Source organism: Kineococcus lubricus (genome assembly GCF_050871965.1).
Taxonomy (GTDB): Bacteria; Actinomycetota; Actinomycetes; order Actinomycetales; family Kineococcaceae; genus Kineococcus.
On record NZ_JBJLSK010000043.1, the window covers coordinates 14,567 to 30,057 of the forward strand.

13 protein-coding genes are annotated in these 15,491 nt (G+C 74.6%); 5 read left to right on the forward strand and 8 right to left on the reverse strand.

Translation table 11 applies throughout. The annotated features are described in order from the left end of the window. Window positions 1-156: 156 nt before the first annotated feature. Both ACRYRX_RS20880 and ACRYRX_RS20885 read right to left on the reverse strand, forming a co-directional pair. Window positions 157-1,416 carry an MFS transporter gene (locus ACRYRX_RS20880; protein WP_432515060.1) on the reverse strand — a complete coding sequence of 420 codons (1,260 nt, stop codon included), beginning with the start codon at window positions 1,414-1,416 and terminating at the stop codon, window positions 157-159. Window positions 1,417-1,538: 122 nt separating this feature from the next. Then, entirely contained in the window at window positions 1,539-2,594 is a 1,056-nt protein-coding gene (locus ACRYRX_RS20885) for a helix-turn-helix domain-containing protein (protein ID WP_432515062.1), read from the reverse strand. Window positions 2,595-2,870: 276 nt separating this feature from the next. Between ACRYRX_RS20885 and ACRYRX_RS20890 the strand changes: the two genes are divergently transcribed. Continuing rightward, the gene (locus tag ACRYRX_RS20890) at window positions 2,871-4,022 is read left to right on the forward strand and encodes a zinc-binding dehydrogenase (RefSeq protein WP_432515063.1); all 1,152 of its coding nucleotides are present in this window, start codon (window positions 2,871-2,873) and stop codon (window positions 4,020-4,022) included. A gap of 70 nt (window positions 4,023-4,092) precedes the next feature. Here the strand turns inward: ACRYRX_RS20890 and ACRYRX_RS20895 are convergent, their stop codons facing one another. After that, the gene (locus ACRYRX_RS20895) at window positions 4,093-5,199 is read right to left on the reverse strand and encodes a zinc-binding dehydrogenase (protein WP_432515064.1); all 1,107 of its coding nucleotides are present in this window, start codon (window positions 5,197-5,199) and stop codon (window positions 4,093-4,095) included. Window positions 5,200-5,623: 424 nt separating this feature from the next. On the opposite strand from ACRYRX_RS20895, the gene ACRYRX_RS20900 reads away from it, so the two are divergent. From ACRYRX_RS20900 to ACRYRX_RS20915, 4 genes are all read left to right on the forward strand, one after another. Further along, window positions 5,624-6,445 (forward strand): alpha/beta fold hydrolase, encoded by an 822-nt coding sequence (locus tag ACRYRX_RS20900; RefSeq protein ID WP_432515065.1) that lies wholly within the window; start codon window positions 5,624-5,626, stop codon window positions 6,443-6,445. 45 nt (window positions 6,446-6,490) lie between these two features. Beyond that, window positions 6,491-8,014 (forward strand): flavin-containing monooxygenase, encoded by a 1,524-nt coding sequence (locus tag ACRYRX_RS20905; protein WP_432515066.1) that lies wholly within the window; start codon window positions 6,491-6,493, stop codon window positions 8,012-8,014. Window positions 8,015-8,279: 265 nt separating this feature from the next. Further along, on the forward strand, window positions 8,280-9,203 hold the full coding sequence (locus tag ACRYRX_RS20910; RefSeq protein WP_432515067.1) for an NAD(P)-dependent oxidoreductase: 924 nt from the start codon (window positions 8,280-8,282) through the stop codon (window positions 9,201-9,203). A gap of 98 nt (window positions 9,204-9,301) precedes the next feature. Then, window positions 9,302-10,447: a saccharopine dehydrogenase family protein gene (locus ACRYRX_RS20915; RefSeq protein ID WP_432515069.1), complete on the forward strand. Its 1,146-nt coding sequence runs from the start codon at window positions 9,302-9,304 to the stop codon at window positions 10,445-10,447. 50 nt (window positions 10,448-10,497) lie between these two features. Here the strand turns inward: ACRYRX_RS20915 and ACRYRX_RS20920 are convergent, their stop codons facing one another. The 5 genes from ACRYRX_RS20920 to ACRYRX_RS20940 form a co-directional block, all read right to left on the reverse strand. Then, window positions 10,498-11,541 carry an ABC transporter substrate-binding protein gene (locus ACRYRX_RS20920; RefSeq protein ID WP_432515070.1) on the reverse strand — a complete coding sequence of 348 codons (1,044 nt, stop codon included), beginning with the start codon at window positions 11,539-11,541 and terminating at the stop codon, window positions 10,498-10,500. 223 nt (window positions 11,542-11,764) lie between these two features. Continuing rightward, the gene (locus ACRYRX_RS20925; protein ID WP_432515071.1) at window positions 11,765-13,024 is read right to left on the reverse strand and encodes an aspartate aminotransferase family protein; all 1,260 of its coding nucleotides are present in this window, start codon (window positions 13,022-13,024) and stop codon (window positions 11,765-11,767) included. Between the two features lie 60 nt (window positions 13,025-13,084). Continuing rightward, window positions 13,085-14,044: a helix-turn-helix transcriptional regulator gene (locus ACRYRX_RS20930; RefSeq protein ID WP_432515072.1), complete on the reverse strand. Its 960-nt coding sequence runs from the start codon at window positions 14,042-14,044 to the stop codon at window positions 13,085-13,087. 123 nt (window positions 14,045-14,167) lie between these two features. Then, complete coding sequence (locus ACRYRX_RS20935) at window positions 14,168-14,734, reverse strand: flavin reductase family protein (protein ID WP_432515073.1); 567 nt, start codon at window positions 14,732-14,734, stop codon at window positions 14,168-14,170. A 245-nt stretch (window positions 14,735-14,979) separates the two neighbouring features. Next, window positions 14,980-15,491: LLM class flavin-dependent oxidoreductase (locus ACRYRX_RS20940; protein WP_432515074.1), on the reverse strand; the 512-nt coding region annotated here is incomplete at its 5' end.

The following is a 15,491-nucleotide window of genomic DNA, read 5'->3' on the forward strand; positions in this document are numbered from 1 at the left end:
ACTGCGGTGTCGCCGACAGGTCCTGTCACGGCCCGGGCCTCTCTCTTAAATGAACGTTTAATAGAGGATAGCCCCCGAACACGGCGAAGCGCCAGGGTTCCCCCCGGGTGGACGGGGGGAACCCTGGCGCGACGACGTCGGTGGAGCGGTGCGGCCTCAGACCACCCGGGCCCGCTCCGGCCGGCGCACCGCCAGCAGCAGCAACCCACCGCCGAGGGTGAGCACCGCGGCCACCAGGTACATCAGCCGGAAGTCGCCGACGGCCGCGACCAGCCCGGCCCCGAGCAGCGGGCCCCCGACCGCCCCGATGTTGGTGGCGACGTTGACGAAGGCGATGTCGCGGCCGTTGTCGGCTTCGGCCGGCAGCAGGTCGGTGGCCATCGCGAGCCCGACCGTGAGGAACAGCCCGTACCCGGTGCCGTTGACCAGGCCCGACACCAGGACCGCGGTCGGCGTGGGCACCAGCAGCAGCAGGAGGGCTCCCACCGCCAGGAGCGTCGAACCCGTCATCACCAGACCGCGCCGGTTGCCGGTGGCGTCGGAGATCCTCCCGCCGACGGCCGAGGAGACGATGACGCTCACCGTGAAGACGACGATCGTCAGCAGCAGGATGCTCTCGGCGTCGTGGTGCGGCATCTCGATGCCGTGCAGGAGGAAGAACAGCAGCAGGGAGGTCGGCGCGCCGTTGCCGAGGCTGACGATCGCCCGGCTGAGCACGACGGTGCGGAAGTCGCGGCCGCGCGACCCCCTGACCTCGCCGCGCGGCACGTCGCGGCGGACCGGTGCCACCGGGGGGTCGGGCAGGGCGAGGGCACCGGCCACGCCGGCCACCAGGAGGAACACCGCCAGCACGAGGTAGGCGACCCCCAGCGAGAGCCCGAGCACGACGACCAGGGCGACCCCGAGCACCAGCCCGGCGCCCTGGGCACCCCCGACGACCCCCGACGCCGCCCCGCGCTGCGCGTCGAGCTGGTCGGCGATGAGCGCCGTGAACGCGGTGGCGGCGACCGCGAACGCGACCGAGTACACCGTCCAGGTGAGCCCGATCGCCACGTTGTCCGTCACGCGGGACAGCACGACCAGCGCCGCAGCGGCGACGACGCTGCCCCCGATCGCCCAGGGCCGGCGACGGCCGATGCGCGTGGGCGTCCGGTCGCTGAGCATCCCCGCGACCGGGCCCGCCACGAGCGAGATGAGGCCGCCGACCCCGAGGACCGCACCCGAGACGACGACGCCGTGTACCCACTGCTCGCTGTGCTTGTTCACCTGCAGCGGCAGGAGCAACTGGACCGGCGTCTGGTTGGACATCCACACCGCCACCCAGACGACGGTGAACCACGTGAACCAGGCCCGTCCGACGCTCCTGGACCCGACGCCGGCCGGCGCAGTCAGTTCCTGCTGATCTGGAGTGCTCATCGATCCTCCCGTTCCCGGCACACCGGCGCGCCTCAGGAGTCCGGATGTTTCCCCCGGGACGGCTCCTGCGCGCAGTGGCCGAACCCCAGATGCAGACAGTTGGGGGATGTCCGGGGAACCGGTCAGCGGTCCGCGTCGTCCCGCTGGGCCCACAGCCGGTGCAGGCACAGGGTGATGAACAACTGGGCCCGGGCGTACGGCTCGGTCAGCGAGTACCCGAGTTCGCCCTCCACCTTGTGGATCCAGTAGCGCACCGAGTTGTGGTGCAGGTGGACCATCTCGGCGGCGGTGCGCATGGAGGCGCTGGCGGCGTAGGCCTCCAGCACCCGGAGCACCAGTTCCCCGCTGGTCTCGCGCAGCCGCTGGAGGGCCCGGACGTCCGGCAGGAGACCGATCTCCTCGACCCCGATGCGCGTCAGGAGGCCGATGGTGCGCAGTTCCTCGCCGTCGAGCCAGACGCCGGAGAACAAGGGGTGGGGGCCGCTCTCCTGCGTGGACGGACGGGCGAACCGGTAGGTGTCGAGCGCGTTCCGGTGCGCCGCGAGGACCTGTTCGGCCGGGTAGGGCCCGCTGTGGACGGCCTTGACGCACACCGGGACCGCGGGCGGGTCGGGGCGCCGGTCCCCGGCGGCCAGCAGGATCGTCCGCCGGCCCGGCTGCTCGTCGAGCGCCAGGACGCGGTGCTGTCGCGACAACCCGTCGAGGAACGTCGCCAGCGCCGCCTCCGGCCCCCCGCACAGCACCACGCGCACCGCGGTGGACGGTTCGACCCCGGCGCGCGCCAGCGCCTCGTCGCGCTCGGCCGGCGCCGCGTCCGGGTCGAGCAGCACCTCCAGCACCGGCCGCCGTTCCCCGTCGAAACCGCGCCAGCGCAACGTCACCGTCGCGGCCACCACCAGACGGTCCAGAGCCGTCGCCGGGAACTCCGCAGCGGTACCCGGTGCCGCGTGGACCCACACCGTGCCGCCGTCGCGGTGGGCGAGGGCACGCGCGCGACTGCCCGACGGCGGCCGGGCCGGCACCGCCGCCCCCGCGGCGTCGTAGGCGGCACCGCAGCCGTCCCCGGACCACCCGGCGCTCCCCCCGACGGCACGGGCCGTCGCCCGCAGCACCTCCTCGAGGCTCGCGCCGCGGCACAGCAGGTCGTCGAGGACCGCGGTGAGTTCCTGTTCGTCCACCCAGGACCTCCTGTGTCGCAGGGGTGATCGCCTCCACGGGCGCTGTCGGTCGTCTGACCGTCCACCGCGGCCGAAACCGTGCGTTCGCACGTCGCGGTGCGGCGGGCCAGTCCGCAGTATGGCAAGGCGGATCGGTGAACCGGCGACGGAGCCCTCCCGGCGACCCCGTGCGCCGGTGGCCGATCGACGCGGCGAGCGCGGAACCCCGCGTGGACCGCGCGGTTCCGGCCCGCGATCCGCAGGACCCGTGGCCCGCCACGCCGAGGAGGAGCCGACATGACCATCACCAGCCCCACCCCCCGCACCGAGGGGGCCACCACCGGCAGCACCGTTCGCGCGGCGCTGCTCACCGGCACCGCGGCGGCACGGTTCGAGCTCGGCGAGATCACCACCTCGCCGCTGCAGGCCGGGGAGGTCCTCGTCCAGGTTGAGGCCGTCGGCCTGTGCCACAGCGACTGGACGGTCGCCTCGACGGACTACGGCCTGCCGCTGCCCGCGCTGCTCGGCCACGAACTGGCCGGGGTGGTCCTGGAGGTCGGTGACGGGGTGCGCGGTGTGGCCGTCGGTGACCACGTGGTCGGCTGCGGCCTGCCGGCCTGCGGGCAGTGCCAGAACTGCCTGGAGGCCCGCCCGTCGTTCTGCACCCGGCAGGAACTCACCCAGCGGTCGGAGGACTCCGCGCCGCGGCTGGCCACGACGGCGGGGGACGCCGTCTGGCAGATGATGGGCATCGGCGGTTTCGCCGAGCGCACCGTCGTCCACCACAGCGAACTGGTGACGGTCGACCCGCGCGTCCCCTTCGACCGGGCGGCCCTGCTCGGCTGCGCGATCGCCACCGGCGGCGGGACGGTCATCCGCACCGCCAAGGTCGGGCCCCGCGAGAGCGTCGTGGTGTTCGGCGCGGGCGGTGTCGGGCTGAACGTCGCCCAGGCCGCGCGTCTGGTCGGCGCGCGGCGGATCATCGTCGTCGACGTCCAGGACGACAAGCTGGAACTGGCCCGCAAGTTCGGCGCCACCGACGTCGTCAACGCCCGCGAGACCGACCCCGTGGAGGAGGTCGCGCGGATCACCGGTGGCCTCGGGGTCGAGCACGTCTTCGAGGTGACCGGGCTGCCCGGCCCGCTGGAGCAGGGGTACCGGATGCGGGCGATCGACGGGAACCTGCACATCGTGGGCATGCAGAAACCGGGCGCCACGTTCGAGCTGCCCACCTGGGACGTCCAGGCGGGCGGGAGCGTCCGCGCCGTCTTCCTGGGGACCACCAACCCGAAGGTCGACATCCCCTACTACGCGGACATGTACCTGCAGGGGCGGCTGAACATCGACGACCTCGTCGGTCGCCGCGTGCGGCTGGAGGACATCGACGAGGAGTACGCGCGCGTGCTCAGCGGCGGGTCCGTCGCCCGCAGCGTCGTCGTGTTCGACTGAGGCGCAAGGGTGCCGCGCGCCCACGGAGGTCCGGCGGGACCTCCCGCGGGTGCGCGGCCCCGCCCCGGGCTCAGCCGGCGGGCGTCAACTCCACCAGGGTCCGCCCCAGGGACTCCCCGCGGGCCAGCGACCCGTAGGCCTCGTCGACCTCGTCGAGGCTGAACCGGCGGCTGATGAGGTCGCCGGGCACGAGCCGCCCGGCGGCGACCAGCTCGCCCAGGACGGGCAGGTCGTGGCGCGGCCGGCCGCCGAAGGAACCCATCACCTGGATCTTGCGACGGACCAGCCGGGTCATCTCGACCTCCGCGGTGACCCCGCTCGGGGCGATGCCGACCACGACGCAGCGGCCCCCGTCGCGCACGACCTCGGTGGCCTGCCGGAACGTCACGGGGTTGCCGATGACCTCCAGCGCCAGGTCGGTGCCCCCGTCGGTGAGGCGGCGGACCTCCGCGACGGGATCGGCCCGCGAGGCGTCGACGACCTCGTCGGCCCCGGCGCGGCGCGCGGCCTCCAGCTTGTCGGGTGCCAGGTCCACCGCCACGACCCGGCCGGCGCCCAGGGCGCGGGCCAGCGCGATCACGGCCAGGCCCACGCCACCGGCGCCGAACACCGCCAGCGTCGCACCGGGACGCAGGTCCCCCACGTGCACGAGCGCGCCGTGGGCCGTCAGGAACGCGCACCCCAGGATCGCGCAGTCCGCCAGCGGGACCCCCGCCGGCAGGCGGCCCACCCCCAGCGCGGGTATGACGGCGCGCTGGGCCAGGCCGCCCATCGAGTACATCGCCACGGGTTCGCCCGCCGGGGTGAACAACCGGGTGCGGCCGTCGTACAGCGTCCCGTTCAGGCGGTTGTGGGAGAAGAACCGGTCGCACAGCTCCTCCTGCCCGCGACCGCACATCGCGCAGTCGCCGCAGGGCATGATGAACGCCCCCACGACCCGGTCCCCCACCCCGACGTGGGTGACACCCGCACCGACCTCCGCCACCACGCCGGACACCTCGTGCCCGAAGACGGCCGGCACCGGGAAGGCGACGGCCCCGTCGCGCGCGTGCAGGTCGGTGTGGCAGACGCCGCACGCCGCGACGTCGATCAGCACCTCCCCCGGGCCGGGCCGGGGGTCGAGGAGTTCCTCGACCACGAACGGTCCCCGGTGCTCACGGACGACTGCTGCTCTCACGGGCGCTCCCTCGTCGGTGCGGGTCCGCGCGGCACCTGCGCCGCGCACCGGCCGTCGACGTCGACCCGGCCGCCGCCGACCGTAACGCACGGCCCCGGACTCCCGCAGCCACCAGACCACCCCCACGACGGGTTTGTGCCCGAGCACGAGGAACGGGCCCCGGTCTGTGCCGGCGGCGCCTTGTGCCGGTGGACGGCGACCGCTGAGGATGGTCCGACCGTCCCGGTGACCTCGGAACGACCACGACGACGTGGCACCGGAGCGGAGCGACCGCCCCGAGGACCCGCCCTCCCGATCGGAGCCCCGTGCCCGCGATGCGAAACCACTCCCCCCGGCCCCGCCGGGCGTGGACGTGGACCCCCCGGAACCCCTGCCGCGACGGTTCGCGGAACGGGAACCCGTCGACGGCGCGCGCGGGGCGACCGTGAGCGCCGCAGGGGCACCGGGGCACGCGCGCACGACGCGGCGCGGCGGCGTCGTGGTCCGCACCGTCGACAGCGATCCCCGGTCGCCGCGCCCGCTGGTGGTGCTGCTGCCGCGCTGGGGGGCCCCGGGAGGGGCCGACTTCTGGGCGCTGGCGCCGATGCTGGCCACCCGGTACCGCACGGTGGTCGTGGAGGTGTCCACCACCGACGGCGGGACGGCCGGCGAGGACGGCGCGACGCTGCCGGCGATCGAGACCGCCCTGACCGCGGTGCGGGGCCACGGCGCCGCGCACCTGGTCGGTTTCTCCTCCGGTGCGGCGACGGCGGTGGCGCTCGCCGTCCGCAACCCCGGGTGGACCGCGAGCGCGACGCTCGTGGCGGGCTGGGCCACCACGGACCCCCACCAGCGGCTCACGTCCCGGCTCGCGGGCGAGGTCGCGGACCGGCCCGGTGCGCGGCAGGCGTGGTCGGCGCTGTCGGCCTTCACCCCGGAGTTCCTCGCCGGCCGGACCGAGGAGGAGGTGCGGACGCTCCTGGAGCGCTGCGCGTGGCTCGCCACGGTGCCGGACCTCGACGTCGCCGACCAGCTGGGCCGGCTGCGGGTGCCGACGTTCGTCGTGGCGTGCACCGCCGACGTCCTGGCACCCCCGCGGCACGCCCGGTTGCTGGCCGGGGCCGTCCCCCACTCCCGGTACGCCGAGGTCGCCGCCGGGCACGGGGTGCTGACCGAGCGCCCCTCCGAGGTGTTCGACCACCTCGACCGGTTCCTGCGGGACACGGCCGCGCGCACCCCGGGCACCGTGCCGGCCCTGCACGCCTGATCCCCGGCCCACCCGACCACCCCCGACCACCGCCTGGAGCGACCCGTGGAGAACCCGCCCTTCCCGTCCGGCACGACCGGCGGCACCGTCACCACCACCGACGTCCTGGTCATCGGCTCGGGTTTCGCCGGCCTGGGCCTGGCCGTGCGGCTGCAGCGCGACGGGGTGCACGACTTCCTCGTCCTGGAACGGGCCGGGGACGTCGGCGGGACCTGGCGGGACAACACCTACCCGGGGGCGGCCTGCGACATCCAGTCGCACCTGTACTCCTACTCCTTCCGGCCCAACCCCTACTGGTCGCGGGTCTACGCGACGCAACCGGAGATCCTGGCCTACCTGCGCCGCACCGCCGACGAGGAGGGCGTGCGGCCCCGCATCCGCTTCGGCGAGGAGGTGCTGCAGGCCCGGTGGGACCCGGACGGTCACGTCTGGGACGTGCGGACCGGACGGGGCCGCTACCGGGCGCGGGCGCTGGTCAGCGCGGCCGGGCACCTGTCCGATCCCGCCTACCCGGACCTGCCGGGGCTGGGTTCCTTCGCCGGGGAGGTCTTCCACTCGGCCCGCTGGCGGCACGACGTCGACCTGACGGGTCGGCGGGTCGGGATCGTGGGCACGGGGGCCTCGGCCGTCCAGATCGTCCCCGCGCTGCAGCCGCGGGTCCAGCACCTGACGGTGTTCCAGCGGTCGGCGCCCTACGTGGTCCCCCGGCGCGACCGCGCCTACACCGAGGCCGAGAAGGGCATGTTCGCGCGGTTCCCCGAGACCGCCCGGTCGCTGCGCGACGAGTTGTTCTGGGGGAACGAGTCGCGGTTCCCGCAACGCCTGGGGTCCCCGTTGTTCCTGCAGGACGTGCGCCGCAGCGCCCTGGACCACCTGGCGGCGCAGGTCGGTGACGAGGACCTGCGGCGACGGCTGACCCCCGACTACGAGATCGGCTGCAAACGCATCCTCATCTCCAACGACTACTACCCCGCGATCGCGGCCGAGGGCACGACGCTGGTGACCTCGGGCATCGACCGGGTCACCCCGGCCGGGGTCGTCACCGGCGACGGGGAACCGGTGGAACTGGACGCGCTCGTGGTGGCCACCGGTTTCGAGGCGGCGGACCTGCCCGTCGCGAGCCGCATCAGCGGCCGCGGCGGGACCCTCCTGTCCGACCACTGGCGCGACGGCGGACGGGCCTACGCGTGCACGACGGTCCCCGGGTTCCCCAACCTGTTCGTGATGCTGGGGCCGAACACGGGGCTGGGAGCGGGCTCGATCGTCTTCATGGTCGAGACGCAGATCTCCTACATCGCCGGTGGGCTCGACGTGGTCCTCGGGGAGCACGTCGACGTGGAACCGACGGTGGCCGCGGAGGCGGAGTTCGTCGCGGACCTGCACGCCCGCAGCGCGGGGACGGTGTGGACCCGGGGCGGCTGCACGAGCTGGTACCTGCACCCGCGCAGCGGCCGCCTGACCACGCTGTGGCCGGACTTCATGTCCCAGTTCCGGCGGGACAACGGCCGGTTCTCCCGCGAGGGCTACGCGGTGAGCGCCGTCCCCGAGGGGGCCGCGGTCGGCGCCTGAGCGGGGGTCGGAGCCGGAACCGCCCGGCGACGGGCCGCACGTCGGTGCGGAGGCGGCGGGCCGCGAACGCCGTGACGGCCGTGGAGACGCCTGCGTCAGGGCCACCACGCCCGCGCGACCGGCCGCGGCCGGGTCCGAGGGGTGCGGGCCGGCCCTCCCCCGGTCGGGTGCACCTGGGCCCGGGAGGTTCCCGCCCCGGTCCGGCCCTGGCAGCGTCTGTCCCGCCCGCGCGACCGCCGGGCCCGGCGGGGAGAGGACGGTTCGGATGACGGCGCGGACGATGCAGGAGGACGTGGCCGCGGGGACCGGCGCGCGGTTGCCGTCCGTCACGGTGCTGGGGTGCGGGCTCATGGGGTCGGCGGTGGCGCGCGCCCTGGCCCGTGCCGGCGCGCCCGTGACCGCGTGGAACCGCGACCCCGCCAAGGCCCGCGCGCTCGCCGGGGACGGCGTCACGGCGGTGCAGGACGCGCGGGACGCGATCGCGGCCGGCACCGTCGTCGTGGCGGTGCTGGGCACCTACGACCACGTCGAGGAGGTCCTGGGCGAGGCCGACCTGACGGGCCGGGTCGTCGTGAACCTCACCACGGGGACCCCGGTGCGGGCCGCGGCCGCGGCGGAGCGCGTGCAGGGCCGCGGCGGCGGGTACCTCGACGGTGCGGTCCTCAACCTGCCCGGGCACGTCGGGACGCCGGAGAACCACGTCGTCGTCTCCGGCACGCCGCAGGCGTGGGAGGGCGTGGCCGGTCTGCTGCGGCACCTCGGCGGGACCGTCGAGCACGTCGGTGAACCGGCCGGGGCCGCGAACTCCCTGGACGCCGCGATCGTCGGCGGGTTGTCCGCGCCCGCACTCGTGGCGGCCGCGCACGCGACCCGTTTCGCGCTGGACGCCGGGGTGGGGCCCGAGCAGCTGCTGCGGCTGATGGACCGGACGGCGCGACGGATGCCCGGGTACTTCGCCCGCATCGTGGACGACCTGCGGGAACAGCGGTTCGCGACTCAGGAGGCGGCGCTGGGGACCTGGGCGGAAGGCCTGTCGTCGTTCCTGGGGGCCTTCCACGCGGCGGGCGCGCCCGCGCCGATGGTCGAGGCCGCCCTGGCCGACCTCGAGCGCGCCGCCGGGGCCGGCCACGGCGACCGGGCGCTGTGGGCGGTGGCCGCGCGGGAGACCGACGTCCAGACGATCGTCTGAACGTGACCGCCCGGTCTCGGCCCCCGGACCCGTGGCCGGGGACCGGGCCACCCACCTACCGTCGGCTCACCGATCACGACCGTCCCCGGGAGGAACCCGTGAACACCACCCCAGCACCCGCGCACCCCGTCGAACCGCTGGTCGTCGTCCTCGGCGCGGACGGCGCGGTGGGGCGCGCGCTGGCCGAGGTCCTCGTTGAGGCGGGAGGGGTGCCCCTGCGCCTCGTCGACACCCGCGAGGGCGGGATGGGCCGGTTCGCCGGGCCGGGCGTGGAGGTGGTCGTGCGGGACGTGTTCGCACCGGGAGCGGCCGAGGAGGTCCTCGCGGGCGCCACGCTCCTGGTGAACTGCCTGAGCCTGCTCGCCTTCGACGAGGTCTTCGACATGGCCCTGCGGGCCGGGGTCGACTACGCGGACCTGATCTCCGAACCCAGCGAGCAGAACGCGCGGGACGCCTCGGCCCGGGGCATCACCGTCGTCCCCGGCCTCGGCATGAGCCCGGGCCTGACGAACGTGCTCGTGGCCCACGCCGCAACCGGCCTGCGCCCCGAGGAGGTCGACATCCTCTTCGTCGTCCAGCGCGCGATGGCCTCCAGCCGCGGAGCGCTCGACACGATGCTGTGGGAGGGCGGGGAGCACAGCCCCGAGCGCAGCTACCACCTCGACGGCCGGCTCGTCCCCGTCGGGCCGTTCGACGGGGGCCGGGTCGTCGACTTCGGCCCGGGTTTCGGGGAGCAGGAGGTGTTCTTCCGGCCGCACCCCGAACCGAAGAGCCTGCCGAGGAACTTCCCCAGCATCCGGTACGCCGCGGTCCGCGGCTGCTGGCAACCGGAGGCCATGACGGCGCTGAAGGTCCTCAACGAACTGGGCCTGCTGGCGCAGGACACCGTGGACGCCACCCGGGAGGCCATCTGGAACCGCATCGGCGGCCGGGAGGACCCCCGCTACCACGGGCAGAGCGCCAGTCGCGTCGAGGTCCGGGGAGTGAGTGCCGACGGTCGGCGCGTGCAGCGCACCTACACCGTCCGGCGGCCGTTCGAGGAGCACTCCTACACCCTCACCGGCAAGGTGGCCGCCCTCGGCGTGAAGCTCCTCGCCCGGCAGGCCCGGACCACCACCGGCGTCGTGGACCCCGAGGTGTGCTTCGATCCCGAGGAGTTCCTGCGCGAGGTCGAGGAGCAGGGCGTCGTCCGCGTGTCGTGGACCGACGAGCCCTGGACCGCGGAACCGCACCCCGCGGCCTGACCGGCCCCGCCTCCTGCCCGGGGACCGGCCGGACCGGCGCCACGGGTGGCTCAGCCCGAGACCCAGGCCGAGTAGCGCGCGACGTACTCGTCGACCTGCCGGGACAGGGCGGCGCTGTCGACGGTGGCCGCGACGGCGACGTGCTCGTCGGAACCCGGGAGCTTGGCGAGCACCTCCGGGGGCAGCAGGTCGTACGCCGCCCGCAGCGTCGGGCCGTAGTACGACTTCTCGGCCAGCTCGGCCTGCCGCTGCGGGTCCATCATGAACTTCAGCAGGGCGTTGACCTCCTCGGTGTTCGGCGCGCTGCGGGGGATCGGGCAGGCCGTCCAGGGGAAGTGGATGTTCCCGTTCCACTGCACGACGACGTCGGGGTCCTCGTCGGCCAGGGCCGTGGCCCGGCCGTTGGGCATGACGGCCATGTCGACGCTGCCGGCCTGCAGGCCCTGGGCGATGGCCGCGTAGGACTCGTAGAACGTCAGGTGGTCGCGCAGCTCGTCGAGCTTGGCCAGCCCGCGGTCGAGGTCCAGCGGGTAGAGGTCGGCGGCGGCCACGCCGTCGGCCAGCAGCGCCGGTTCGACCGTCGCCACGTGGTTGCTGGGCCAGCCGCGCTTGCCCGGGTACTTCGCGGTGTCCCAGAAGTCGGCCCAGCTCTGCGGCGGGTTCGGGCCGACGGCCGAGGTGCGGTAGGCCATGACGAACGACTGCGAGTACCCGCCGGCGGCGTAGTCCCGGAACTCCGGTTCGACGGTGTCGGCGCGCGGGACGTCGGGGGAGAGCGGCTCGACGATGCCCTTGCCGATCCAGTCGACGACGGCGAACCCGTCGGCGTCGATGGAGTCCCAGTCGCTGCGACCGGCCCGGGCCATGGCGACGTAGCGGGCGGAGTCGGCGTTCACGACGACGACCTCGATGCCCGTCTGCTCCGTGAACGGGTCGAAGTAGACGCTCTTGAGGGCGGCGGCGAACGGCCCGCCGTAGTTCGCCATGACGACCTGGCCGTTCCCGGGGGACCCGGCGCAGCCGGTGAGCGCTCCGGCGGACAGGGCCGCGGCCGTACCGGCCACGAGCTGACGGCGGGTCACGACGACGTCCATGCTGTTCCTCGATCCTTCGGTCGCTGCGGGCCCGCGAGCCCGCCGGTCCCAGGACCGCCGGCGCGGATCCTGAGAGATGACTCTCAGAACGCTACCGTGTCGGCACCCGGTGCCGGATCGGGGTGCCGCGCGGCGCGGCGCGCGGCAGGGGGAAATCCCCCGAACCCGCCCGTCAGGCGACGGGGACGACCTGGGACCGGACCTCACCCGAACGCGAGGGGCGTCACCAGCGGCCCAGCGCGCGCGCGAAGGCCGTCTCCGTGCGCTGGACCGCCGCCCGGTCGTGGGCGGTGGAGACGAACATCTTGCCGGTGGGCAGCAGCAGGACCCCCTCCTCCAGGAGGAGGGACTGCAGCCGCGCCAGCGCGGGCCGGTCCGTCAGCCCCAGCGACAGGATGGAGCCGACCCGGTAGGGCCGCAGGTCCGCACCGGTCGCGGCGGCGGCCCGCCGGATGCCGGCCAGGACCTGCTCGGAGGTCTCCTCCAGCCGCTCGTAGGTGCCCGGCTCGGCCAGCACCCGCATCGTGGCCTCCACCGCGGCCAGCGCCACGGGGTTGCCGTTGTAGGTGCCCGAGTGCGTCACCCCGTCGCTGACCTGGTCGATGACGTCGGCGCGGCCCAGCACGGCGCTGTGCGCGAAACCCCCGGCGATGGCCTTGCCGCAGGTCCACAGGTCCGGGGTGACGCCCCAGCGCTCGGCCGCTCCCCCGCGGGCCACCCGGAAACCGGTGATGACCTCGTCGAGGACGAGCAGCGTCCCGCGACCGTCGCACCCCTCGCGCAGCGCGCGCAGGAACTCCGGGTCGGGGGCGACGAGACCGCCGCTGCTGAGGACGGGGTCGACGATGACGGCGGCGATGTCCCGCTCGGCCGCCTCGGCGAGCACGGCCCGAACCCGCTCGACGTCGTTGAACGGCAGGACGACGAGGTCCTCCAGGGCGTGCGGGTTCTGCCCCCGCGTCTGCGCGGTGGCCCGCTCTCCCGGCTCGTGGCGGGTCACGCTGGCGTACACCGAGTCGTGCCAGCCGTGGTAGGCGCCGACGAACTTCACGACCTTGTTGCGGCCCGTGAAGGCCCGCGCCAGGCGCAGGGCGACCTGCACGGCCTCGGTGCCGGAGTTGCTCCACAGCAGGCGCTCGGCGCCGGGCACGGCCGCCAGGACGGCCTCGGCCGCCTCGTACTCGCCGCGGTGCCCCATGCCCGGCATCTGCAGCCGGGGCAGGACCGCGGCGACCGCCTCCAGCACCACGGGGTGGCTGTGCCCCAGGACCATCGGCCCCCAGGCGCCGACGTAGTCGACGTGCTCGCGGCCGTCGAGGTCCCACACCAGCGCTCCCGCGGCGCGGTCGACGAACAGCGGGTGCGGCGCCGCGGTGGCCCGCTGCCCCGAACTCACCCCTCCCCCCACGCTGCGCCGGCACCGTTCCCAGGCGGCGAGGGAAGCGGGGGCGGGCGTCGCGACGAGCTGGTCGGTCGGGTTCACGGTCGGTCCTCCAGGGAATCGGTGGTGCGGGGTGTTCCGCGGCTCGCCGGCGGCCGGGGGTCAGCAGCCGACGGCGACGGGCGCGAGGCGGTCCGCCCGGAACTGCGAGGCCGTCGTGCCGTACGCGCGTTTGAACTCGCGGCAGAAGTGGCTGACGTCGCTGTACCCCCAGCGGGCGGCGACCCCCTGGATGGTGGACGTCCCCGTCGCGAGGTCGTTGCGCGCGGCCTCCAGGCGCTTCTCCCGGACCAGGCCGCTGAAACTGCGGTCCGACCCCGCGAACAGGCGGTGCAGCGAACGGACGGACACGCCGTGCGCGGCGGCCGCGTCGGCGGGGGTGATGGGCCCGGTGTGGATCGCGCGTTCCACCCACGTCTCGATGCGCGAGCGCATCGCCGCGCTGACGGCCTGCGAGGAGTGCAGGACGTCCTGCGGCCGCAGCCCGGCCATGAGGTCGAGCACCGCGGCGCGCAGGGCGAACGACTCACCGGCGGAGATCGCCGGCCCCGACAGCAGGGGCGGCAGCATCGCGGCGAGGACGTGGGCGGTCGTGGAGCTGTCGAGGAAGCGCGGCAGGTGGTAGGACTGCCAGCGCAGCCCCCGTTCGCGCAGCGCCGACTTCGGGACGTGCAGCGTGGTCGAGCGGCGGGAGCGCCACTGCTCGTAGGCGTCCAGGCTGGCCCCGTCGAACATGCTCAGCGCGCCCCCGGCCTCGAACCGGCGGCCGTCGCGCAGCCGCGTCCACTCGCCCCCCACCGCCGAGACCCGGCTGAGCTGCACGTAGTCGGCGGCAGCGGTCGTGGGGGCGAACCGCCCGGCGAACGGCGACGTCTGGTAGTCCGTCACGAGCAGGTCGCCGATGGTGCGCCGGGTGAGGAACCCGGAGAACGTGGAGCTGTCGCCCAGCGGCCACACCTTCTCGCCCAGCAGGGCCAGCTCGGAGTGCCGCGTCCACTCCCCGACGTCCGCGCCGTCGTGCCCGCCGAAGGTGACGTGCACCAGGTTCGTGTCGTCCTCCACGGACTCGTCCTCCTCGTCCTCCCCGGGGTCGGACTGCCATGGTCCGGCGGGCTCCGCGCCGTCACAATTGGCAGCCGAGCCAAGTCGGGCCCCGGTTCCTGTCCAGGAGGACGCCGAGGCCGCTCAGCCGGCCGGGGTCAGCCGGGGCGACATCCCCCGGAACCCCGACGCGTGCCACACGAGGGGTTCGGCGTCCGTGTCGACGAGGGAGTCGTGCACGCGCAGCAGGACCACGTCGTGGTCACCGGCGGGGAACTGCGAGTGCAGCGAGCACTCCATCCACGCCGGGGAACCGTTGAGGTAGTGCGCGCCGGACTCCCGCGTCGTGGTCGTCAGCCCGTCGAAGCGCTCGTGCCCGGACAGGGCCTTGGAGGCCAGCCGCCGGACCGCCGCCTCGTGGTGGTCGGCCAGGACGGTGACCCCGACCCGGCTGCCGGGCCGGTCCAGCGCCGCGCGCAGCTTCGGCCAGCTCGTGGAGGTGTGCTGGACGGCCACCAGGACCAGCGGCGGGTCCAGCGAGATGCCCACCTGGAAGGAGGAGGCGATGAACACCACCGGCTCCTGCCGGGGGTCGTCCTCGGGGACGAGCGAGAGCGCCGCGACGCCCGTCGGGAACTGGGCGAAGACCTGCCGCAGGGCAGCCGTCTCCTGCTCCACGGGCGTCAGGACCCGTTCGGTGGTCTCGTTCACTGCTGCAGCTCCTCTGCTGTCCGTCCCGGCGCGGTCCGCGCCGGGACACCGGTCGACGGGCCGTGGACCCGCCGTCGATCGTGGGGTCGGAACCCGGCACGAACCCGGATTCCGGGCTGGCCAGGTGGTGGACCGGGTGGTGCACGAGGCGGGAGACCTCGTCGGAGGCCGCCGACCGGCCGGGGACGTCGATGCGCAGGACCCGCTCGACGTCCTCGAGGTCCTCTCGTCCCGCGACGAGCGGTTCAGCCACGCTGCTCGTCCCCGGTCAGGTCGGCCAGCAGGGGGGCCACGCGCTCCCCGATCAGCTGGAAGTTGCGCTCGTACGCCTCGGGGTGGTCGCTGAAGTCGTAGGTCGACGTCTGGACGCCCCCGAAACCGCCGGTGTGCTCGTACAGGGCGCGGATCTTGTCGGCGACGGTCTGGGGGGACCCGACGAAGAACTGGTTCTCGATGAGCCAGTCCACGGTCAGGTCCGAGGCGTCGACCTCGCCGCCGGTGAGCAGGTCGGTCAGCCCGAGGCGGGTGAAGTTGGCGAGGTTCTCCTCGCGCCACAACCGGCCGATGTCGCCGTCGCGGACCAGCGCACGGGCTTCCTCGTCGGTGTCGGCGACGAAGACGAGACGGGAGACGCGCCAGTCCTCGCGGCGGGGGTCGTGCCCAGCCCCCCGCGCCGCCTTCTCGTACGTCTCCCAGTGCTTGACCAGCACGTCCCCGTGCACCGCCTGGCTCATCGGCTGGTAACCACGCCGACCCG

Bases quoted from the DNA above. Each gene is read 5' to 3' on its own strand.
- ACRYRX_RS20880 (WP_432515060.1), bottom strand. From the start codon at position 1,416: ATGAGCACTCCAGATCAGCAGGAACTGACTGCGCCGGCCGGCGTCGGG.
- ACRYRX_RS20890 (WP_432515063.1), top strand. From the start codon at position 2,871: ATGACCATCACCAGCCCCACCCCCCGCACCGAGGGGGCCACCACCGGC.
- ACRYRX_RS20910 (WP_432515067.1), top strand. From the start codon at position 8,280: ATGACGGCGCGGACGATGCAGGAGGACGTGGCCGCGGGGACCGGCGCG.
- ACRYRX_RS20920 (WP_432515070.1), bottom strand. From the start codon at position 11,541: ATGGACGTCGTCGTGACCCGCCGTCAGCTCGTGGCCGGTACGGCCGCG.